We start from the raw sequence: 15,265 nt of genomic DNA, 5'->3' as shown, positions 1-15,265 counted from the left end.
ATCGCCAGGAACTCGGATTAACTGGCAAACCACACGTTTGCCAGTTAATCCAAATGTTGCAGGCAATTTGCTGAAATACTCATCGGGTCACCGTTACCGCACTCTACGATTCGCTTCAGCCCATGCTGTCGCACGCCCGAGGGGAGTGGTTCGGTGGCAATTGAAGTGAGCTCCGCGTCAATGATGACGAGCGATCTGACCCAGCACATCGCCCGCTGCGTCGGCGGCGACCGCTGGGTCGTCTCCTGGCTACCCGGCCGCACCCTCTCCGGACAGCAGGCCGTCACCGCCATGACGATCGCCTCGACCGTGGCCGACCGCACCCCCTCCGACTCGGAATGGGCCGTATTGGACGGTCTCGCACTCGGATTGGGCCTCACCGCCCGCGAAGCCGTGCACATGGTCCGCACCGAGAAACACGATCTGCGCCGCCCCCGCCCCCGGCCCGGATTGGATTAGCGCGGACGCTGTGTCTCACCACTTCGCGCCGACCACTACCCTGGTATATCGAGTGACGTCCCTCGAGATCAGGAGCGCGATCGGTGTTCGAATCCCTTTCCGACCGGTTGACCGGTGCCCTCAAGGATCTGCGCGGCAAGGGGCGCCTGTCACCGGCCGATATCGACGCGACCGCGCGCGAGATCCGGTTGGCGCTGCTCGAGGCCGACGTGGCGCTGCCGGTGGTGCGCAGCTTCATCGCCAAGATCAAGGAGCGCGCCAAGGGCGCTGAGGTCTCCGCGGCGCTGAACCCGGCCCAGCAGGTCGTGAAGATCGTCAACGAGGAGCTCATCGGCATCCTCGGTGGCGAGACCCGGCGACTGCAGTACGCCAAGAACCCGCCGACCGTCATCATGCTGGCCGGTCTGCAGGGCGCCGGTAAGACCACCCTCGCGGGCAAGCTCGCCAAATGGCTGAAGGGACAGGGGCATCAGCCGCTGCTGGTCGCCTGCGACCTCCAGCGTCCAGGCGCGGTCACCCAGCTGCAGGTGGTCGGCGAGCGCGCCGGGGTGCCGGTGTTCGCACCGCATCCGGGCACCTCCATCGGCGGCGGCGACAACCCGCTCGGCATCTCCGCGGCCGATCCGGTGAATGTCGCGCGGGCCGGTATCGCCGAGGCCGAGCAGAAGCAGTACGACGTGGTCATCGTCGACACCGCCGGCCGCCTCGGCATCGACGCCGAACTCATGTCGCAGGCCGCGGGCATCCGCGACGCCGTGAACCCGGACGAGATCCTGTTCGTCCTCGACGCCATGATCGGTCAGGACGCGGTCGCCACCGCCGAGGCCTTCCGCGACGGCGTCGGCTTCACCGGCGTCGTGCTCACCAAGCTCGACGGCGACGCTCGCGGTGGCGCGGCGCTCTCGGTGCGTGAAATCACCGGCCAGCCCATCCTTTTCGCCTCCACCGGCGAGAAGCTGGAAGACTTCGACGTCTTCCACCCCGACCGCATGGCCAGCCGCATCCTCGGCATGGGCGACCTGCTCTCGCTCATCGAGCAGGCCGAACAGGTCTACGACGCGCAGCAGGCCGAGGAGGCCGCGCGCAAGATCGGCTCCGGCGAACTCACCCTCGAGGACTTCCTCGAGCAGATGCTCGCCATCCGCAAGATGGGCCCCATCGGCAACCTGCTCGGCATGCTGCCGGGCGCGGGCCAGATGAAAGACGTGCTCGCCCAGGTCGACGACAAGCAGCTCGACCGCGTGCAGGCCATCATCCGCGGTATGACCCCCGCCGAGCGCGCCAACCCGAAGATCATCAACGCGTCGCGCCGCCTGCGCATCGCCAACGGCTCCGGCGTCACCGTCACCGACGTGAACCAGCTCGTCGACCGCTTCTTCGAAGCCAAGAAGATGATGGGCGCCATGAGCCGCCAGTTCGGCCTGCCCGGCGCGCGCGGCAACAGCAAGGGCAAGGGCAAAGGCAAGAAGGGCAAGAAGGGCGGGCGCGGCCCCACCCCGCCGAAGGTGCGCGGCGGCTTCCCGGGCATGCCCGGCCTTCCGGGCGGTATGCCCGGCGGCATGCCCGATCTGTCCAATATGCCCGCCGGTCTCAACGAACTCCCGCCCGGTCTCGAAGGTTTCGACCTGTCGAAGCTGAAGTTCCCGAAGAATTAGAGCCCCGAGGGGTACGGAAGCGGCCCCGTCGCACTCGCGACGGGGCCGATCTCTGGTCGGCAGGGATTCGCCCCGGCGCGAAGTATGCGGCGCGGGGCCGGGATTCGGACCGCTCCGCGCTCGCGCCGCCCGAGGTCAGGGTCGGCCGATCGGGCGGCTGATGCCGAATCCGCTGGGCGCCAGCATCACTCGCATCGTCCCGCAGGCGCAGCGGGTGTAGCTCACCAGCCCCTCCGAGGTTCGATGCCGGGAGATGGTCTGGAAGGGCCGATCCGTCGGCCACCCACAGAATTCGCACTGTCCGTCCGCTGCCATGGTCTCAGTGTCAGCAGCGGCATTAGTCTGGGTCCATCGAATATTTCCGCAGTTGATCGTTCGGAAACGCCACATGATCGACCCACGCTTGCAGACCCTGCGCATACTGCGCGAACAGGGCACCGTCACCAGGACGGCGGCCGTGCTGCACCTCACGCCGTCCACCGTCTCGCAGCAATTGCGCGGCCTGGCACAGGAACTCGATGTCGAGCTGCTGGAGCAGGTGGGCCGCCGCGTCAAACTGACCGAGGCGGCGCACGCGCTGCTGCGGCACGCCGACCTCCTGTTCGCCCAAGCCGAGAGAGCGCGCGCCGAACTGGCGGAGCACCGCGCGGGAATCGCTGGGGTGCTGCGCATCTGCTCCATGCCGACGGCGCTGGCGGCCCTGGTCGCGCCCGCGGCGGCGCGGCTGCGTGCTGCCCACCCGGGGTTGACGGTCGAACTCATCGAGGACGAGTCGGGGCACTGTTTCGAGCTGCTGGCGGCGGGGGACAGCGATATCGCCGTGGTGCTGCCGTCACCCGGGAGTCCCGCGCCCGGCGATGCGCGATTCGAACAGCTTCCGCTGCTGGACGAGCCCATGGACCTGCTGGTACCGGTCGGACACTGGCTCGCGGACCGCGACGACGTGGCCCTGGCGGATGCCGCACACGAGCCGTGGATCACCGGACGCGAGCGCATCACCCATCGGCTGGTGGTGTCGGCCGCGTGCGCCACGGCCGGTTTCACGCCCCGGATCGCCGGGCAGGCGGTCGATTTCACCGGGGTGGCCGCCATGGTCGCGCACGGCTTCGGCGTCAGCCTGATCGGGCGGCTGAGCCTGATTCCGCCCGAATTCGCGGTGGTTCGGGTGCCGCTGCACGGGGACAGCGTGCCGATCCGGCGGCATCTCACCGTGGTGCGCCGGGGCGGCGGCGGGCATCCCGTGGTCGCCGAGGGGCTGCGGATGATTCGCGCGGTGTCCGCGCAGCGCCCCGGCATCACCCTGCTCGCGGACCGGAATCCGATCGGGGAGAGGCGTATTCACCAGCGGTAGTCGAAGATCTTCCCGTCGCAGGTCACCACGACCCGGCCACCGTCCGGGTGTGGGCGGCGCTGGATGTCCACCCGGAGGTTGATGGCGCTCATGACGCCGTCGCCGAACTCCTCGTGGACGAGTCGGGTGCCTGACGGCGACGCCGGCGGCCTTTCGCGACGAGTTCGGGGTCGAAGTCCGGGGTGGACCAGGTTTCGGCCAGGGCGACGCTGGGGGCGCGGCCCGCGGCCACGTGGGCGAAGGCGCAGGCGGCGGCTTCTTCGCCGCGGCCGGAGGCGATCAGGGTGTAGAGGGCCTCGTGTTCGGAGCACTGCTCGGCGGCGTCGCGGGAGGCGGTGAGGCGGAACAGCCATTCGGTGCGGGCGGCCAGGGGGCGCATCTGGATGCTCAGCAGCGGGTTGCCCGCGAGCTCGATGATGTCGGCGTGGAAGGCGGCGTTGGCGGCGGCAATGCGGGGCAGGTCGCCGGACTTCGTGGCCGAACGGGCTTCGGCCAGTGTGGTTTTCAATGGGGTGACGGTGTCCGGGGTGGCGCGGGCGGCGGCGAGGCGGGCGGCCAGCGACTCCAGGGCCTCGCGGACGTCGAAGAGGTGGTTCACGTCGTCGGGGGTGAAGGGCGCGACCAGCGCGCCCTTGCCGGGCACCAGCAGCACCAGGCCCTCGGCGGCCAGCATGCGCAGCGCCTCGCGCAGCGGGATACGGGAAACCTCCAGTTCGGCGGCCAGATCACGTTCCACCAGACGCTGGCCGGGCCGCCATTCGACGCCCACGATGCGGTCTCTGATCGAGTCGTAGGCGCGGTGGCGCAGGGAACCGGGTGCCGTCACGACATTCCACACTATCGGCCCGCGACCCGGCCTTTTCGGATCGGAACAGTCCCGGGGACCGTGGCGCCGGTGGCGCGGTGAACGGCAAGTAGCCGACCGTCCGGCGCGGGCGCAGTAGGTTGTCGGGGACAGGGTTTCGTGTCCGAGCACGGTGCGAGGAGGCCGGTATGCGTCTGCATTTCCGCGGAGTGGTGCTCCCCGGGGACGAGGTGCTCGATCTGTGGGTGCACGACGGGCTGATCTCCTTCGAGCCGATCGCCGGCGCGGACACCGTGCACGCCTCGGGATGGATCGTGCCGGGGCTGGTGGACGCGCACTGCCATGTCGGCATCAAATACGGTGGCGGAGACGAGGATCCGGAGGGCGCGGTCGCGCAGGCCGAGGTGGAGCGGGACGCCGGGGCGCTGCTGCTGCGGGATGCGGGCTCGCCCATCGACACCCGGTTCATCGACGAGCGGGAGGATCTGCCGAAGATCATCCGCGCGGGGCGGCACATCGCGCGGCCGCGCCGCTACATTCGCGAGCTGGGGATCGAACTCGACGATGAGCGCGATCTCCCGGAAATCGTTGCGGAGCAGGCGCGCCGGGGCGACGGCTGGGTGAAGATCGTCGGCGACTGGATCGACCGCTCGGTGGGCGATCTGCGGCCGCTGTGGAGCGACGGCATCCTGAAGGAGGCCATCGACGCCGCGCACCGCGAGGGCGCGCGGGTCACCGCGCACGTATTCGGCGAGGACGCCCTCTACGGTCTGCTCGGCGCGGGCATCGACTGCATCGAGCACGGCACCGGCCTCACCGACGACACCATCGAGATGATGGTCGCGCACGGCACCGCGCTGGTGCCCACCCTCGTCAATATCGACACCTTCCCCGAAATCGCCGACAGCGCGGGCAAATTCCCGATCTACGCCGCCCACATGCGTGATCTGCACCGGCGTTCCCGGGAGACGGTCGCCAAGGCGCGCGACGCGGGCGTGCCCGTCTACACCGGCACCGACGCGGGCGGCTCCATCAAGCACGGTCGCATCGCCGACGAGATCGCGGCGCTGCGCGGGGCGGGCTTCTCCGGCCATGACGCCCTGGGCGCGTCCTCCTGGAATGCCCGTGCCTGGCTGCGCCGCCCCGGCATCGAACCGGGCGCGCCCGCGGACTTCGTTGTCTACCAGAACGATCCACGCACGTCGGTGGAGGTTCTCGCGGCCCCGTCCTGGGTGGTGCTGCGCGGTCGCGTCTACGACCGCCGCGATCCGGTAACCGGTTACAGATAGGACGCTCTCACCTGTGCTGACGGTGTCGCCCGCGACATCTACGATCAAGATCTTCGCAGCAGCGGAGAGCTTGATCACAGTACGAGTAATGGTGGGGGACACCCTTGCACGACCAGTCGAAAGACCATGCCGACCAGCCCGTCGGCCCGCCCTCCGATCCGCAGTGGGAGCCGGGCATGCCCGCGGCTCCGCAGCACGGGCAGTGGGTGCAGGGCGCGCCGGGTCTGCCACACGAGGGGCTTTTCGCGCCGGTGAGCTATCCGCCGCCGGGGCAGGACAACGGTTTTCCGCCGCTGCCGGTGAATCCTGTTGTCCCGCAACGGTCCCGGCTGCGCCGGGGCTGGGTGTGGGCGTCGCTGGCCGCCGTGATCGCGCTCGCGGTGGCGGCCGTGATCGGGGTGCGGGTGCTCACCCGCGAGGAAGCGGTGGCGTTCCCGGTGGGCAACTGTGTCGCGATGGATGCCGCGACGCCGGTCGAATACGGCTGTCAGGACAGCAAATCGCTGTATCGCATCGTCGGGCGCGAGGACATCGTGTACCCGCCGGAGTCGGCGTGCCTGAAGTACTCCGACGCCACCCGGGCGGTCACCGCGCCGGTCGCGCAGGGTGCGAAGGCCGACACCGTGCTGTGCCTGGCGCCGACCCGATTCCACAAGACCGATCCGGGCGCGCTGCAGGCCGGCGACTGCATCGACGTCAAGGAGTCCGGCGGTTCCATGACGGTCGTGCCCTGCGATTCGAAGTCGTTGCCCGCCAAGGTGCTCGCCACCGAACTGCATCCCAAGATCCCGGTGATCACCCGGGCCTGCGAGAACACCCCCGAGGCGCGCATGGCGTTCGGGCAGGCGTCGCTCGGCGGCCGCGCCATCGTGGTGTGCGCGGTACCCACCGACCCGAAGGATATGGACAACGCGAAGGTCGGCGATTGCGCCGCATACGAATCCATGTCGCTGGTGGCCTGCACCGATCCGAGCGCGACGCAGCGGGTGCTGTCGGTGAAGACGGTCTTCCAGAAGCCCGCCAAGCCCGAATGCGCGGGTCTGCACGGCGCGAACTCCTCGTTCACGACCGCCAACGAGAAGACCGATCTGGTGATGCTGGTGTGCATGGGTCCGGCCGATCAGAAGGATTCGCTGTACTCGGTGGTCGGCGAGTGCATCGGCAGCGGCGGCGGTAACAGTCGCTCGGCGAGTTCGACCTTCCGGGTCGAGTGCTCCGATCCGAGCGCGAAGTATGTGGTGTCCGAGCGCATCGATTCGGAGAACGCCGAGTGTGAGACTCCTGCGAAGCTCACGTACTCCCCGGGGGTGACGCTGGGGCTCACCATCTGTCTGGCGCGGCGTTGAAACGTGTTTCCGATTTCGGTCACGCGACAGGAGTGAATCGGTCATGCTTCACATGTTTGTTCTGCACGACCTGATGAGGTGAATGACATGGGTTCCGTCGAGGGCCTGCTGACCGGCATTCTGGCCGGTCTCATCGTGAAGCTGCTCACAGCCGGAAGCTCCGGCGGGAGCTCGCACCACTGATACCCGCACGACCGCAGCCCATCGGAGACGATTCCGGTGGGCTGTCGTCGTGTCAGAACAGGTCGCCGAGGGCCCGCAGGCCGCCGCCGAGCATGCGGATCACCGCGGGAATCCCCGTCACGACATCGGCCGCGAGGACCCCGGTGTCGACGGTGTCGATCACCTTGTCGGTGCGCGACCGGCGTCGCGGGGGTTGCTGCGGATCGGGTGTCTCTGCCATAACTGGTTATCTCCGCGCGGGGCCCCGGCGTTCTCACTGGACGAGGGCCGATTTCATCGCCCGCGCCCGCTCTGGCAGAATGAACGATCGTCCTCGTCCGAGGGCAGTGTCAGCCCGTCCCCGGTTACGTACCGCGCGGCGGTCACAACACTCAACGCAAAACCGGGCCCGCCTCGCGCGGGCTGCTGAATTGCGGCCGTGACCAAGAATGAAAGGCACAGCACATGGCTGTTCGCATCAAGCTGACCCGCATGGGCAAGATCCGCAACCCGCAGTACCGCGTCGTCATCGCCGACGCCCGTACGCGTCGTGACGGCCGGGCCATCGAGTCCATCGGCAAGTACCACCCGAAGGAAGAGCCCTCCCTGATCGAGATCGACTCGGAGCGCGCTCAGTACTGGCTGGGTGTCGGCGCGCAGCCGACCGAGCCGGTGAAGCGTCTGCTGGAGATCACCGGCGACTGGCAGAAGTTCAAGGGCCTGCCGGGCGCCGAGGGCACCCTGAAGACCAAGGCCGCCAAGCCGTCCAAGCTGGACCTGTTCAACGCCGCGCTCGCCGCCGCGCAGAACGAGCCGGTCACCGAGGCCGTCACCCCGAAGAAGAAGGCCGCCAAGAAGGACGAGGCCGCCGAGGCCGACGCCGCCGAGGCCACCACCGAAGCTGCCGAGTAAATCATGAGCGCCGTAGTCGCCGATGCCGTCGAACACCTGGTTCGCGGCATCGTCGCCAATCCGGAGGACGTCCACGTCGAGCTGATCACCAGCCGTCGTGGCCGGACCGTCGAGGTGCACGTGCACCCCGATGATCTCGGCAAGGTGATCGGTCGCGGTGGTCGCACCGCGACCGCGCTGCGCACCCTCGTCGCCGGTATCGGCGGCAAGGGTATTCGCGTCGACGTGGTCGACACGGACCAGTAGATGGAACTGGTCGTCGGTCGGGTCGCCAAATCGCACGGTGTGCGTGGCGAACTCGTCGTAGAAGTCCGCACCGACGAGCCGGAACTGCGGTTCGCGCCCGGCAACACCCTGAAGGGGAAGTTGCCGCGCGCCACGCAGACGCAGGAATTCGACGTGGAGTCGGCCCGGGAACACTCGGGCCGGCTTCTCGTGCGTCTGGACGGCGTGAACGACCGCACGGCCGCGGATGCGTTGCGGGGCATGCTCTTCGTCGTCGACACTGCGGATCTGCCGCCGTCGGAGGATCCGGACGAGTACTACGACCACGAGCTCGAAGGGCTGCGCGTCGAACTCGGTGACGGAACCCTGGTCGGCACCGTCCGCGAGGTACTGCATTCGGCTGCGGGAGAACTGCTTTCGATCAAGGCGTCCGAGGCGTACCCGCCCGCGGGCCGGGAGATCCTGGTGCCCTTCGTGAATGCGATGGTGCCCACGGTCTCGATCGCGGACGGCCTCATCGTCATCGATCCGCCCGAAGGTCTGCTGGACCCGGAGTGAGCGCGATGCGTATCGACGTCGTCACCATTTTCCCCGAATACCTCGAGCCGATGCGAACGGCCTTGCTGGGCAAGGCGATCGACAAGGGCATCCTCGAGGTCGGCGTGCACGATCTGCGTGACTGGACGCACGACGTGCACAAGGCCGTGGACGATTCGCCGTACGGCGGCGGTCCCGGCATGGTCATGAAACCCGTTGTCTGGGGCGATGCCCTGGACGACGTGTGCCCGGATGACGCGCTGCTGGTGGTACCGACCCCGGCGGGCGTGCCCTTCACCCAGCGCACCGCCGAACGCTGGTCCACCGAGAAGCACATCGTCTTCGCCTGCGGCCGTTACGAAGGCATCGATCAGCGCGTCTTCGACGACGCCGCCCGCCGGGTCCGCGTCGAAGAGGTCAGCATCGGCGACTACGTCCTCATCGGCGGCGAAGCGGCGGTGCTCGTCATGACCGAGGCGTTCGTCCGCCTGATCCCCGGGGTCCTCGGCAATCAGCAGTCCCACGAACAGGATTCGTTCTCCGACGGCCTCCTCGAAGGCCCGTCCTACACCCGCCCGGTCTCCTGGCGCGGCCTGGACGTCCCGGAAATCCTGCTCTCCGGCAATCACGCCAGGATCGACGCCTGGCGTCGCGAACAGTCCCTGGCACGCACCCGCGAACGCCGCCCCGACCTGCTTCCGGACGACCAGAACTAATCGGATATCCGGGACACTTTCGTCTTCGGGTCTCCCACTCTCGCCTTCCGCCCGGTAGATTCCGGACGCCCGGTTATAGCAATCGGGCATCAAACTCCGGAGGAAAGGCGGGTCAGAAGTGCTTCGTCAGGCCATCGCAGTCGGCATCGTCGCCACTGCCATGCTCGGTTTCGGCGGTGCGGTAGCCCACGCGTTCACCCCGCAGGACGAACTGCGTTTCCACCTCATGCAGGACCAACACCAATCCGACGCCTACAAGACCCGCTCGATCAGCCTCGGCCACAAGACCTGCGCCGAAATCGAACGCACCCCGAGCCGCAAAGCAGCCCTGATCGCCTTCGACCGCCAGCACCCCGCCACCAACGTCGGCATGAACGGCATGACCGCCACCGAGATCGACATCATGGCCTACTGCCCGGCCCACATGCTGCGCCCCTGAACGAATCCGGCTGAGACACCGCGCAATTCGGTCCAGGCCCCGGGGAGACGAGGCGAGCGCGCGGCCGTCCCGGCGAGCGTGATGGAGACATGGGCCGAGTCCGTCACCGTGTCGTCATCGCGCGCCGGTAGTGTCTGCGGGCGTGACGACAGCCTCCGAAACCGTCAACGCAGAGACCGCAGGTGCCGAGAGCACTGTCCGCCTGGCCAGCGTGAGTCGGCGCATCGCCGATGAGCTGAGCGTGGGGGAGGGACAGGTGCGCGCGGCCGTCGAGCTACTGGACGCCGGGTCGACCGTGCCGTTCATCGCCCGATACCGCAAGGAGGTCACCGGCGGGCTCGACGACGCCCAGCTACGCACGCTCGACGAACGCCTGCACTACCTGCGGGAAATGGACGATCGGCGCGGGTCGATCATCGAATCCATTCGCGGGCAGGGCAAGCTCACCGCCGAGCTGCACGCGTCGATCATGCTGGCGGACACCAAGGCTCGCCTCGAGGACATCTACCTGCCGTACAAGCCGAAGCGGCGCACCAAGGCGCAGATCGCGCGCGAAGCCGGGCACGAGCCCGTCGCCGACGCACTGCTGAACGACCCCACCACCGACCCCGCGCAGTACGACGCCGAACAGCTCGACGGTGCGCGCGCCATCCTCGTGGAACGCTTCGCCGAAGACGCCGACCTCGTCGGTGAACTGCGCGAACTCATGTGGGAGCGCGGACAGGTCACCTCCACCGTGCGCGCCGGCAAGGAAGAAGCGGGCGCGAAGTTCGCCGACTACTTCGACTTCAACGAACCGTTCAGCAAGCTGCCCTCACATCGCATCCTGGCGCTGCTGCGCGGTGAGAAGGAAGAGGTGCTCACCCTGCACCTCGAAGCCGACACCGAAGAGCCCGAGGACGGTGAGCGCACCATCTACGAGGGCCGCATCGCCTACAAGTTCGGCATCGCCGAACAGGGCCGCGCCGCCGACAAGTGGCTGCTCGACACCGTGCGCTGGGCCTGGCGCACCAAACTCCAGGTGAGCCTGGGCATCGACACCCGAATGCGGTTGCGGCAGAGCGCCGAACGCGACGCCGTCGACGTCTTCGCGGCCAACCTGCGCGACCTGCTGCTGGCCGCCCCCGCCGGCACCCGCACCACCATGGGCCTGGACCCGGGCTACCGCACCGGCGTGAAGGTCGCCGTGGTCGACTCCACCGGCAAGTGCGTCGCCACCGAGGTCATCTACCCGCACAAGCCGCAGGGGCAGACCGAGAAGTCCCTCGCCGTGCTGGGCGCGCTGGTCGCGCGCTTCAATGTGGAGCTGATCGCCATCGGCAACGGCACCGCCTCCCGCGAGACCGATGCCCTTGCCGCCGAACTCATCTCGCGCATTCCGGAGAACAAGCCCACCAAGATCGTGGTCTCCGAGGCGGGCGCGTCGGTGTACTCGGCCTCGGCCTACGCCTCGCAGGAACTGCCCGATATGGACGTGTCGCTGCGCGGCGCGGTGTCCATCGCGCGCCGGCTGCAGGATCCGCTGGCGGAACTGGTGAAGATCGATCCGAAGTCCATCGGCGTCGGCCAGTATCAGCACGACGTCTCCGAAACCCTGCTCGCGCGCTCGCTCGGGGCGGTCGTCGAAGACGCGGTGAACGCGGTCGGCGTGGACGTCAACACGGCGTCGGTGCCGCTGCTGTCGCGCGTCTCCGGCATCGCCACCTCGCTCGCGGAAAGCATTGTGGCGCACCGCGACGCCAACGGCCCGTTCCGTTCGCGCGCCGCGCTGAAGGACGTTCCGCGCCTGGGCCCCAAGGCTTTCGAACAGTGCGCGGGCTTCCTGCGCATCCGCGGCGGCGACGACCCGCTCGACACCTCCTCGGTGCACCCCGAGGCCTATCCGGTGGTGCGCCGCATTCTCGACGCCAGCGGCCGCGGTATGCAGGAGCTCATCGGCAACACCACGGTCCTGCGCGCGCTGCGGCCCGCCGAGTTCACCGATGAGAAGTTCGGCGTCCCGACCGTCACCGACATCATCAGCGAACTCGAGAAGCCCGGCCGCGACCCCCGCCCGGAATTCAAGACCGCCGAATTCGCCGCGGGCATCGAGAAGGTCGCCGACCTGAAGCCCGGCATGGTGCTCGAGGGTGTGGTCACCAACGTGGCCGCCTTCGGCGCCTTCGTCGACGTGGGCGTCCACCAGGACGGCCTGGTCCACGTCTCCGCCATGTCCCACACCTTCGTCAAGGATCCGCGCGAGGTCGTGAAATCCGGTGACGTGGTGAAGGTCAAGGTCCTCGAGGTGGACGTCCAGCGCCAGCGCATCGGCCTGTCCCTGCGCCTCGACGACGAGCCCGGCGCCGCCAAACCCGAACGCGGCGAAGGCCGTCCGCGCGGCGGCCAGAACCAGGGCGGCCGCGGCGACGGGCGGCCCCGCCAGGGCGGCCAGGGCGGCGGCGGCAATCGCCAAGGCGGGCAAGGCAATCGCCAGGGCGGTCAGGGTGGCCAGGGCGGGCGCGGCGGCAACGACCGCCGCACCCAATCCGCCCCCAGCGGCTCCATGGCAGACGCGCTGCGCCGCGCCGGTTTCGGCAAGTAACCACCTTCCCCGGTGCGGGGGCGGTGACGGCGAAAACCGGACATCCGGCAGCCGCCACCGCTCCCTTCCCGGGAAGCCGCACCCACACCGCGAGTCCTACCGGTAGGGGAGCTCCGGCGCCGCTGGGGCCGGACCGGGACGATCACGCCTACTCTGGGTAGCCAGAAGAGTGCGGCCCAGGCGCCGAACCAGGATCGACGGCGGAAACGGTAGGGGTATGTCGGGCTTTCGACGGTGGTTGGACGAGGACGTCATCGCCAATGGTCGTTTGCCGCTGGCCTGCCTGCTGATCGGGTTCATCGTCGGATTCCTGTTGATCCGGGTCAGCGTGCGGCTGATTCGCAAGCAGGTGCGGTGGTGGCCGGGGAATGTGCGGGCGGGCGACGTGCACATTCACCACATGGTGTTCGGGGTTGTCCTGGTGCTGTCGTCCGGGGTCGGGCTGGTCACCATGTACGAGAGCAGTCTCGGGGTGATCTGCGCGTTCGCGGCGGCGTTCGGGGTGGGGGCGGCGCTGGTGCTCGACGAGTTCGCGCTGATCTACTACCTGCGGGACGTGTACTGGGAGGAGCAGGGGCGCACCTCGGTGGACGCGGTGTTCGTCGCCATCGCGGTGACGGGGTTGCTGCTGCTGGGTTTTCATCCGCTGTGGCTGCTCGACATCAATGATTTCCGTAGCGAACCCAACAACACCGAGCGGTTCATCATCGCCGGGTTCACCATCGCCAATTTCGGGCTGGCGGCGATCGTCATCGCCAAGGGCAAGATTTGGACCGGTCTGTTCGGGATGTTCTTCCCGCCGCTGCTGGTGGTCGGGGCGCTGCGGCTGAGCCGGCCCGGAGCGCCGTGGGCGCGGTGGCGGTACGGCACGCGACGGGCGCTCATGCGCCGGGCCATGATCCGGGAGCGGCGATATCGGCTGCCGGTGATCCGGGCCAAGATCTTCGTGCAGGACATTCTCGCGGGCAAACCCGATGTGGTGCATGTGCGACAGGCGGTCATCCACGCCCAGCAGGCCGCGCAGGAAGAAGTGGCGCGGACCGTCATCCCGGCCCCGCCCTCACCGCGCGTCGGTAGCCGAAAGGTTGCTGACTGATTGGCGGCGTGCCAGGGTTGGGTATGGGCTACGTTGTCGGCGATTACCTGCTCGATCGGCTCCACGAACTCGGCGTCACCGAAATCTTCGGCGTCCCGGGCGATTTCAACCTCCAATTCCTCGACCACGTGGTCGCGCACCCGCGGATCCGCTGGGTCGGCAGCGCCAACGAGCTGAACGCCGGATACGCGGCGGACGGATACGCGCGGCTGCGCGGCATCGGCGCGGTGGTCACCACCTACGGGGTGGGGGAGTTGAGCGCGGTCAACGCCATCGCCGGAAGCTATGCCGAACATGTCCCGGTGGTGCACATCGTCGGCGTGCCTGCCAAGGATATTCAGGCGAACCACCGGGTCATCCACCACACGCTCGGCGACGGCGACTTCCACCACTTCCGGCGAATCGCGGCCGAAGTCACCTGCGCGCAAGCCGATCTCGGGGCCGCCGACGCCTGTCCGGAAATCGATCGGGTGCTCAACTCGGTGCGGGTGCACCGGCGACCCGGCTATCTGATGCTCGCCACCGACACCGCGCGCATGGAGGTCGACCGGCCCGCCGCCCCGCTGGCCCCGCCCGCGGATTTCAGCAGCGCCGGGGCGCGCGAAGCCTTCGAAGCGGCCGCCCGCGCCTTCCTGACGGGGCGTCGGGTCACGGTGCTGGCCGATGTGTTCGCCGATCGCGTCGGCGCGACGGACGAACTGCGCGAACTGCTGTCGACCCGGAAGCTGCCGCACGCCACCCTGGCCTGGGGCAAGACCCTGGTCGACGAATCCGAACCGAACTTCCTCGGCGTCTACACGGGTGCGGCCTCGCCGGAGGCCGTGCGCGCCGGGGTGGAAGATGCCGAGCGGCTCGTCATCGTGGGCGTACAGTACACCGACAGCACCACGGCCGGATTCAGTCACCGCATCGACGCGCGCCGCACCATCGATATCGGCCCCGAACGCACGGTCATCGGCGGGGTCGATACGTTCGCGCCGCTGTCACTGCCCGCCGCGCTGGCCATCCTCGCCCGGATCAGCGGTGAATTCGCCGCTCCGGCACCGACTCCGGCGATCGCGAAGGTCATGCCGACCGTCGAGGCGAAGGCCGACGCGCCGCTGACCCAGGCCACCCTGTGGCCGATCGTCGCCGAGGCGCTGGGCAACAGCAATATCGTGGTCGCCGATCAGGGCACGGCGTTCTTCGGCCTCGCGACCCTGCGCATGCCGACGGGCATCACCTTCCTGGGCCAGCCGCTGTGGGGTTCCATCGGCTACGCCCTGCCCGCCGCACTCGGGGCCGGACTGGCCTGCCCGGACCGCCGGGCCGTCCTGGTGATCGGCGACGGAGCCGCGCAGCTGTCGATCCAGGAACTCGGCACCTGGATTCGCGAGCGCGTGCACGGCGTCATCATCCTCGTGGACAACAGCGGGTACGCCATCGAACGCGCCATCCACGGCCCGGCCGCCGCCTACAACGACATCGCGCCCTGGCGCTGGGACGAACTGCCGCGCGCCTTCGGCGGGGACGACGATTCGGTGCTGACCCTGCGCGCCACCACCGTCGGCGAACTGCGCGACTGTGTGCGCGCGGCCACCGACGCGCAGGATCGGCTCGTATTCTTGCGGGTGGTCACCGGTGCGACGGACTATCCGCCGCTGGTGTCGGATATCGCCGCGGCGCTCACCCGGGCCAACACCGCGTCCTGAC

At 68.7% G+C, this 15,265-nt stretch carries 15 protein-coding genes and 1 pseudogene; 13 read left to right on the top strand and 3 right to left on the bottom strand.

What is annotated here, in order from left to right; all coding sequences use genetic code 11:
• The first annotated feature begins 153 nt into the window (after positions 1-153).
• The 3 genes from JK358_RS32330 (at position 154) to JK358_RS32320 (ending at position 3,465) form a co-directional block, all read left to right on the top strand.
• A complete protein-coding gene (locus tag JK358_RS32330) occupies positions 154-459 on the top strand; it encodes a hypothetical protein (protein ID WP_307817840.1) in 306 nt (101 codons plus the stop codon).
• A gap of 83 nt (positions 460-542) precedes the next feature.
• Entirely contained in the window at positions 543-2,114 is a 1,572-nt protein-coding gene (ffh, locus tag JK358_RS32325) for a signal recognition particle protein (RefSeq protein ID WP_201954978.1), read from the top strand.
• Positions 2,115-2,502: 388 nt separating this feature from the next.
• Complete coding sequence (locus JK358_RS32320) at positions 2,503-3,465, top strand: LysR family transcriptional regulator (protein ID WP_201954977.1); 963 nt, start codon at positions 2,503-2,505, stop codon at positions 3,463-3,465.
• Here the strand turns inward: JK358_RS32320 and JK358_RS39580 are convergent.
• Together JK358_RS39580 and JK358_RS32315 are read right to left on the bottom strand one after the other, a co-directional pair.
• Positions 3,453-3,587 (bottom strand): annotated as a pseudogene (locus tag JK358_RS39580) (cyanase); the annotation flags it as partial. The gene JK358_RS32320 and the pseudogene JK358_RS39580 overlap by 13 nt on opposite strands.
• On the bottom strand, positions 3,554-4,291 hold the full coding sequence (locus JK358_RS32315) for a GntR family transcriptional regulator (RefSeq protein ID WP_201954976.1): 738 nt from the start codon (positions 4,289-4,291) through the stop codon (positions 3,554-3,556). The pseudogene JK358_RS39580 and the gene JK358_RS32315, both read right to left, overlap by 34 nt.
• A gap of 167 nt (positions 4,292-4,458) precedes the next feature.
• Between JK358_RS32315 and JK358_RS32310 the strand changes: the two genes are divergently transcribed.
• Positions 4,459-5,559, top strand: coding sequence for an amidohydrolase family protein (locus tag JK358_RS32310; RefSeq protein WP_201954975.1), 1,101 nt, complete (start codon positions 4,459-4,461; stop codon positions 5,557-5,559).
• A gap of 104 nt (positions 5,560-5,663) precedes the next feature.
• A complete protein-coding gene (locus tag JK358_RS32305) occupies positions 5,664-6,905 on the top strand; it encodes an LppU/SCO3897 family protein (RefSeq protein ID WP_201954974.1) in 1,242 nt (413 codons plus the stop codon).
• A 235-nt stretch (positions 6,906-7,140) separates the two neighbouring features.
• Here JK358_RS32305 and JK358_RS32300 read toward each other — a convergent pair whose 3' ends face one another.
• Positions 7,141-7,308, bottom strand: coding sequence for a hypothetical protein (locus JK358_RS32300; protein WP_201954973.1), 168 nt, complete (start codon positions 7,306-7,308; stop codon positions 7,141-7,143).
• A gap of 224 nt (positions 7,309-7,532) precedes the next feature.
• Here JK358_RS32300 and rpsP point away from each other — a divergent pair, with 224 nt between their 5' ends.
• The 8 genes from rpsP (at position 7,533) to JK358_RS32260 (ending at position 15,264) form a co-directional block, all read left to right on the top strand.
• Positions 7,533-7,979, top strand: coding sequence for a 30S ribosomal protein S16 (gene rpsP, locus JK358_RS32295; protein WP_201954972.1), 447 nt, complete (start codon positions 7,533-7,535; stop codon positions 7,977-7,979).
• 3 nt (positions 7,980-7,982) lie between these two features.
• On the top strand, positions 7,983-8,225 hold the full coding sequence (locus JK358_RS32290; RefSeq protein ID WP_181581067.1) for an RNA-binding protein: 243 nt from the start codon (positions 7,983-7,985) through the stop codon (positions 8,223-8,225).
• Positions 8,226-8,762, top strand: a complete 537-nt coding sequence (gene rimM / locus JK358_RS32285; RefSeq protein WP_201954971.1) for a ribosome maturation factor RimM — start codon at positions 8,226-8,228, stop codon at positions 8,760-8,762.
• A 5-nt stretch (positions 8,763-8,767) separates the two neighbouring features.
• On the top strand, positions 8,768-9,457 hold the full coding sequence (trmD, locus tag JK358_RS32280) for a tRNA (guanosine(37)-N1)-methyltransferase TrmD (protein ID WP_201954970.1): 690 nt from the start codon (positions 8,768-8,770) through the stop codon (positions 9,455-9,457).
• Positions 9,458-9,575: 118 nt separating this feature from the next.
• Positions 9,576-9,896, top strand: coding sequence for a DUF732 domain-containing protein (locus JK358_RS32275; RefSeq protein ID WP_201954969.1), 321 nt, complete (start codon positions 9,576-9,578; stop codon positions 9,894-9,896).
• 142 nt (positions 9,897-10,038) lie between these two features.
• Entirely contained in the window at positions 10,039-12,477 is a 2,439-nt protein-coding gene (locus tag JK358_RS32270) for a Tex family protein (RefSeq protein WP_201954968.1), read from the top strand.
• A gap of 217 nt (positions 12,478-12,694) precedes the next feature.
• On the top strand, positions 12,695-13,573 hold the full coding sequence (locus JK358_RS32265; protein ID WP_201954967.1) for a hypothetical protein: 879 nt from the start codon (positions 12,695-12,697) through the stop codon (positions 13,571-13,573).
• Positions 13,574-13,596: 23 nt separating this feature from the next.
• The gene (locus JK358_RS32260; protein WP_201954966.1) at positions 13,597-15,264 is read left to right on the top strand and encodes an alpha-keto acid decarboxylase family protein; all 1,668 of its coding nucleotides are present in this window, start codon (positions 13,597-13,599) and stop codon (positions 15,262-15,264) included.
• The last annotated feature ends 1 nt before the right edge of the window (position 15,265 follow it).

It is taken from the genome of Nocardia acididurans, from assembly GCF_016741815.1.
GTDB classification, from domain to species: Bacteria; Actinomycetota; Actinomycetes; order Mycobacteriales; family Mycobacteriaceae; genus Nocardia; species Nocardia acididurans.
Note: the sequence above shows the minus strand (reverse complement) of the source record. Positions and strands in the feature narration are given on the sequence as shown.

What these genes read in the sequence shown, in the direction of transcription:
- JK358_RS32320 (WP_201954977.1), top strand. Translation starts at nt 2,503, where the DNA reads ATGATCGACCCACGCTTGCAGACCCTGCGCATACTGCGCGAACAGGGC.
- JK358_RS32260 (WP_201954966.1), top strand. Translation starts at nt 13,597, where the DNA reads ATGGGCTACGTTGTCGGCGATTACCTGCTCGATCGGCTCCACGAACTC.
- JK358_RS32300 (WP_201954973.1), bottom strand. Translation starts at nt 7,308, where the DNA reads ATGGCAGAGACACCCGATCCGCAGCAACCCCCGCGACGCCGGTCGCGC.
- JK358_RS32265 (WP_201954967.1), top strand. Translation starts at nt 12,695, where the DNA reads ATGTCGGGCTTTCGACGGTGGTTGGACGAGGACGTCATCGCCAATGGT.
- JK358_RS32290 (WP_181581067.1), top strand. Translation starts at nt 7,983, where the DNA reads ATGAGCGCCGTAGTCGCCGATGCCGTCGAACACCTGGTTCGCGGCATC.
- trmD (WP_201954970.1), top strand. Translation starts at nt 8,768, where the DNA reads ATGCGTATCGACGTCGTCACCATTTTCCCCGAATACCTCGAGCCGATG.
- rimM (WP_201954971.1), top strand. Translation starts at nt 8,226, where the DNA reads ATGGAACTGGTCGTCGGTCGGGTCGCCAAATCGCACGGTGTGCGTGGC.
- JK358_RS32310 (WP_201954975.1), top strand. Translation starts at nt 4,459, where the DNA reads ATGCGTCTGCATTTCCGCGGAGTGGTGCTCCCCGGGGACGAGGTGCTC.
- rpsP (WP_201954972.1), top strand. Translation starts at nt 7,533, where the DNA reads ATGGCTGTTCGCATCAAGCTGACCCGCATGGGCAAGATCCGCAACCCG.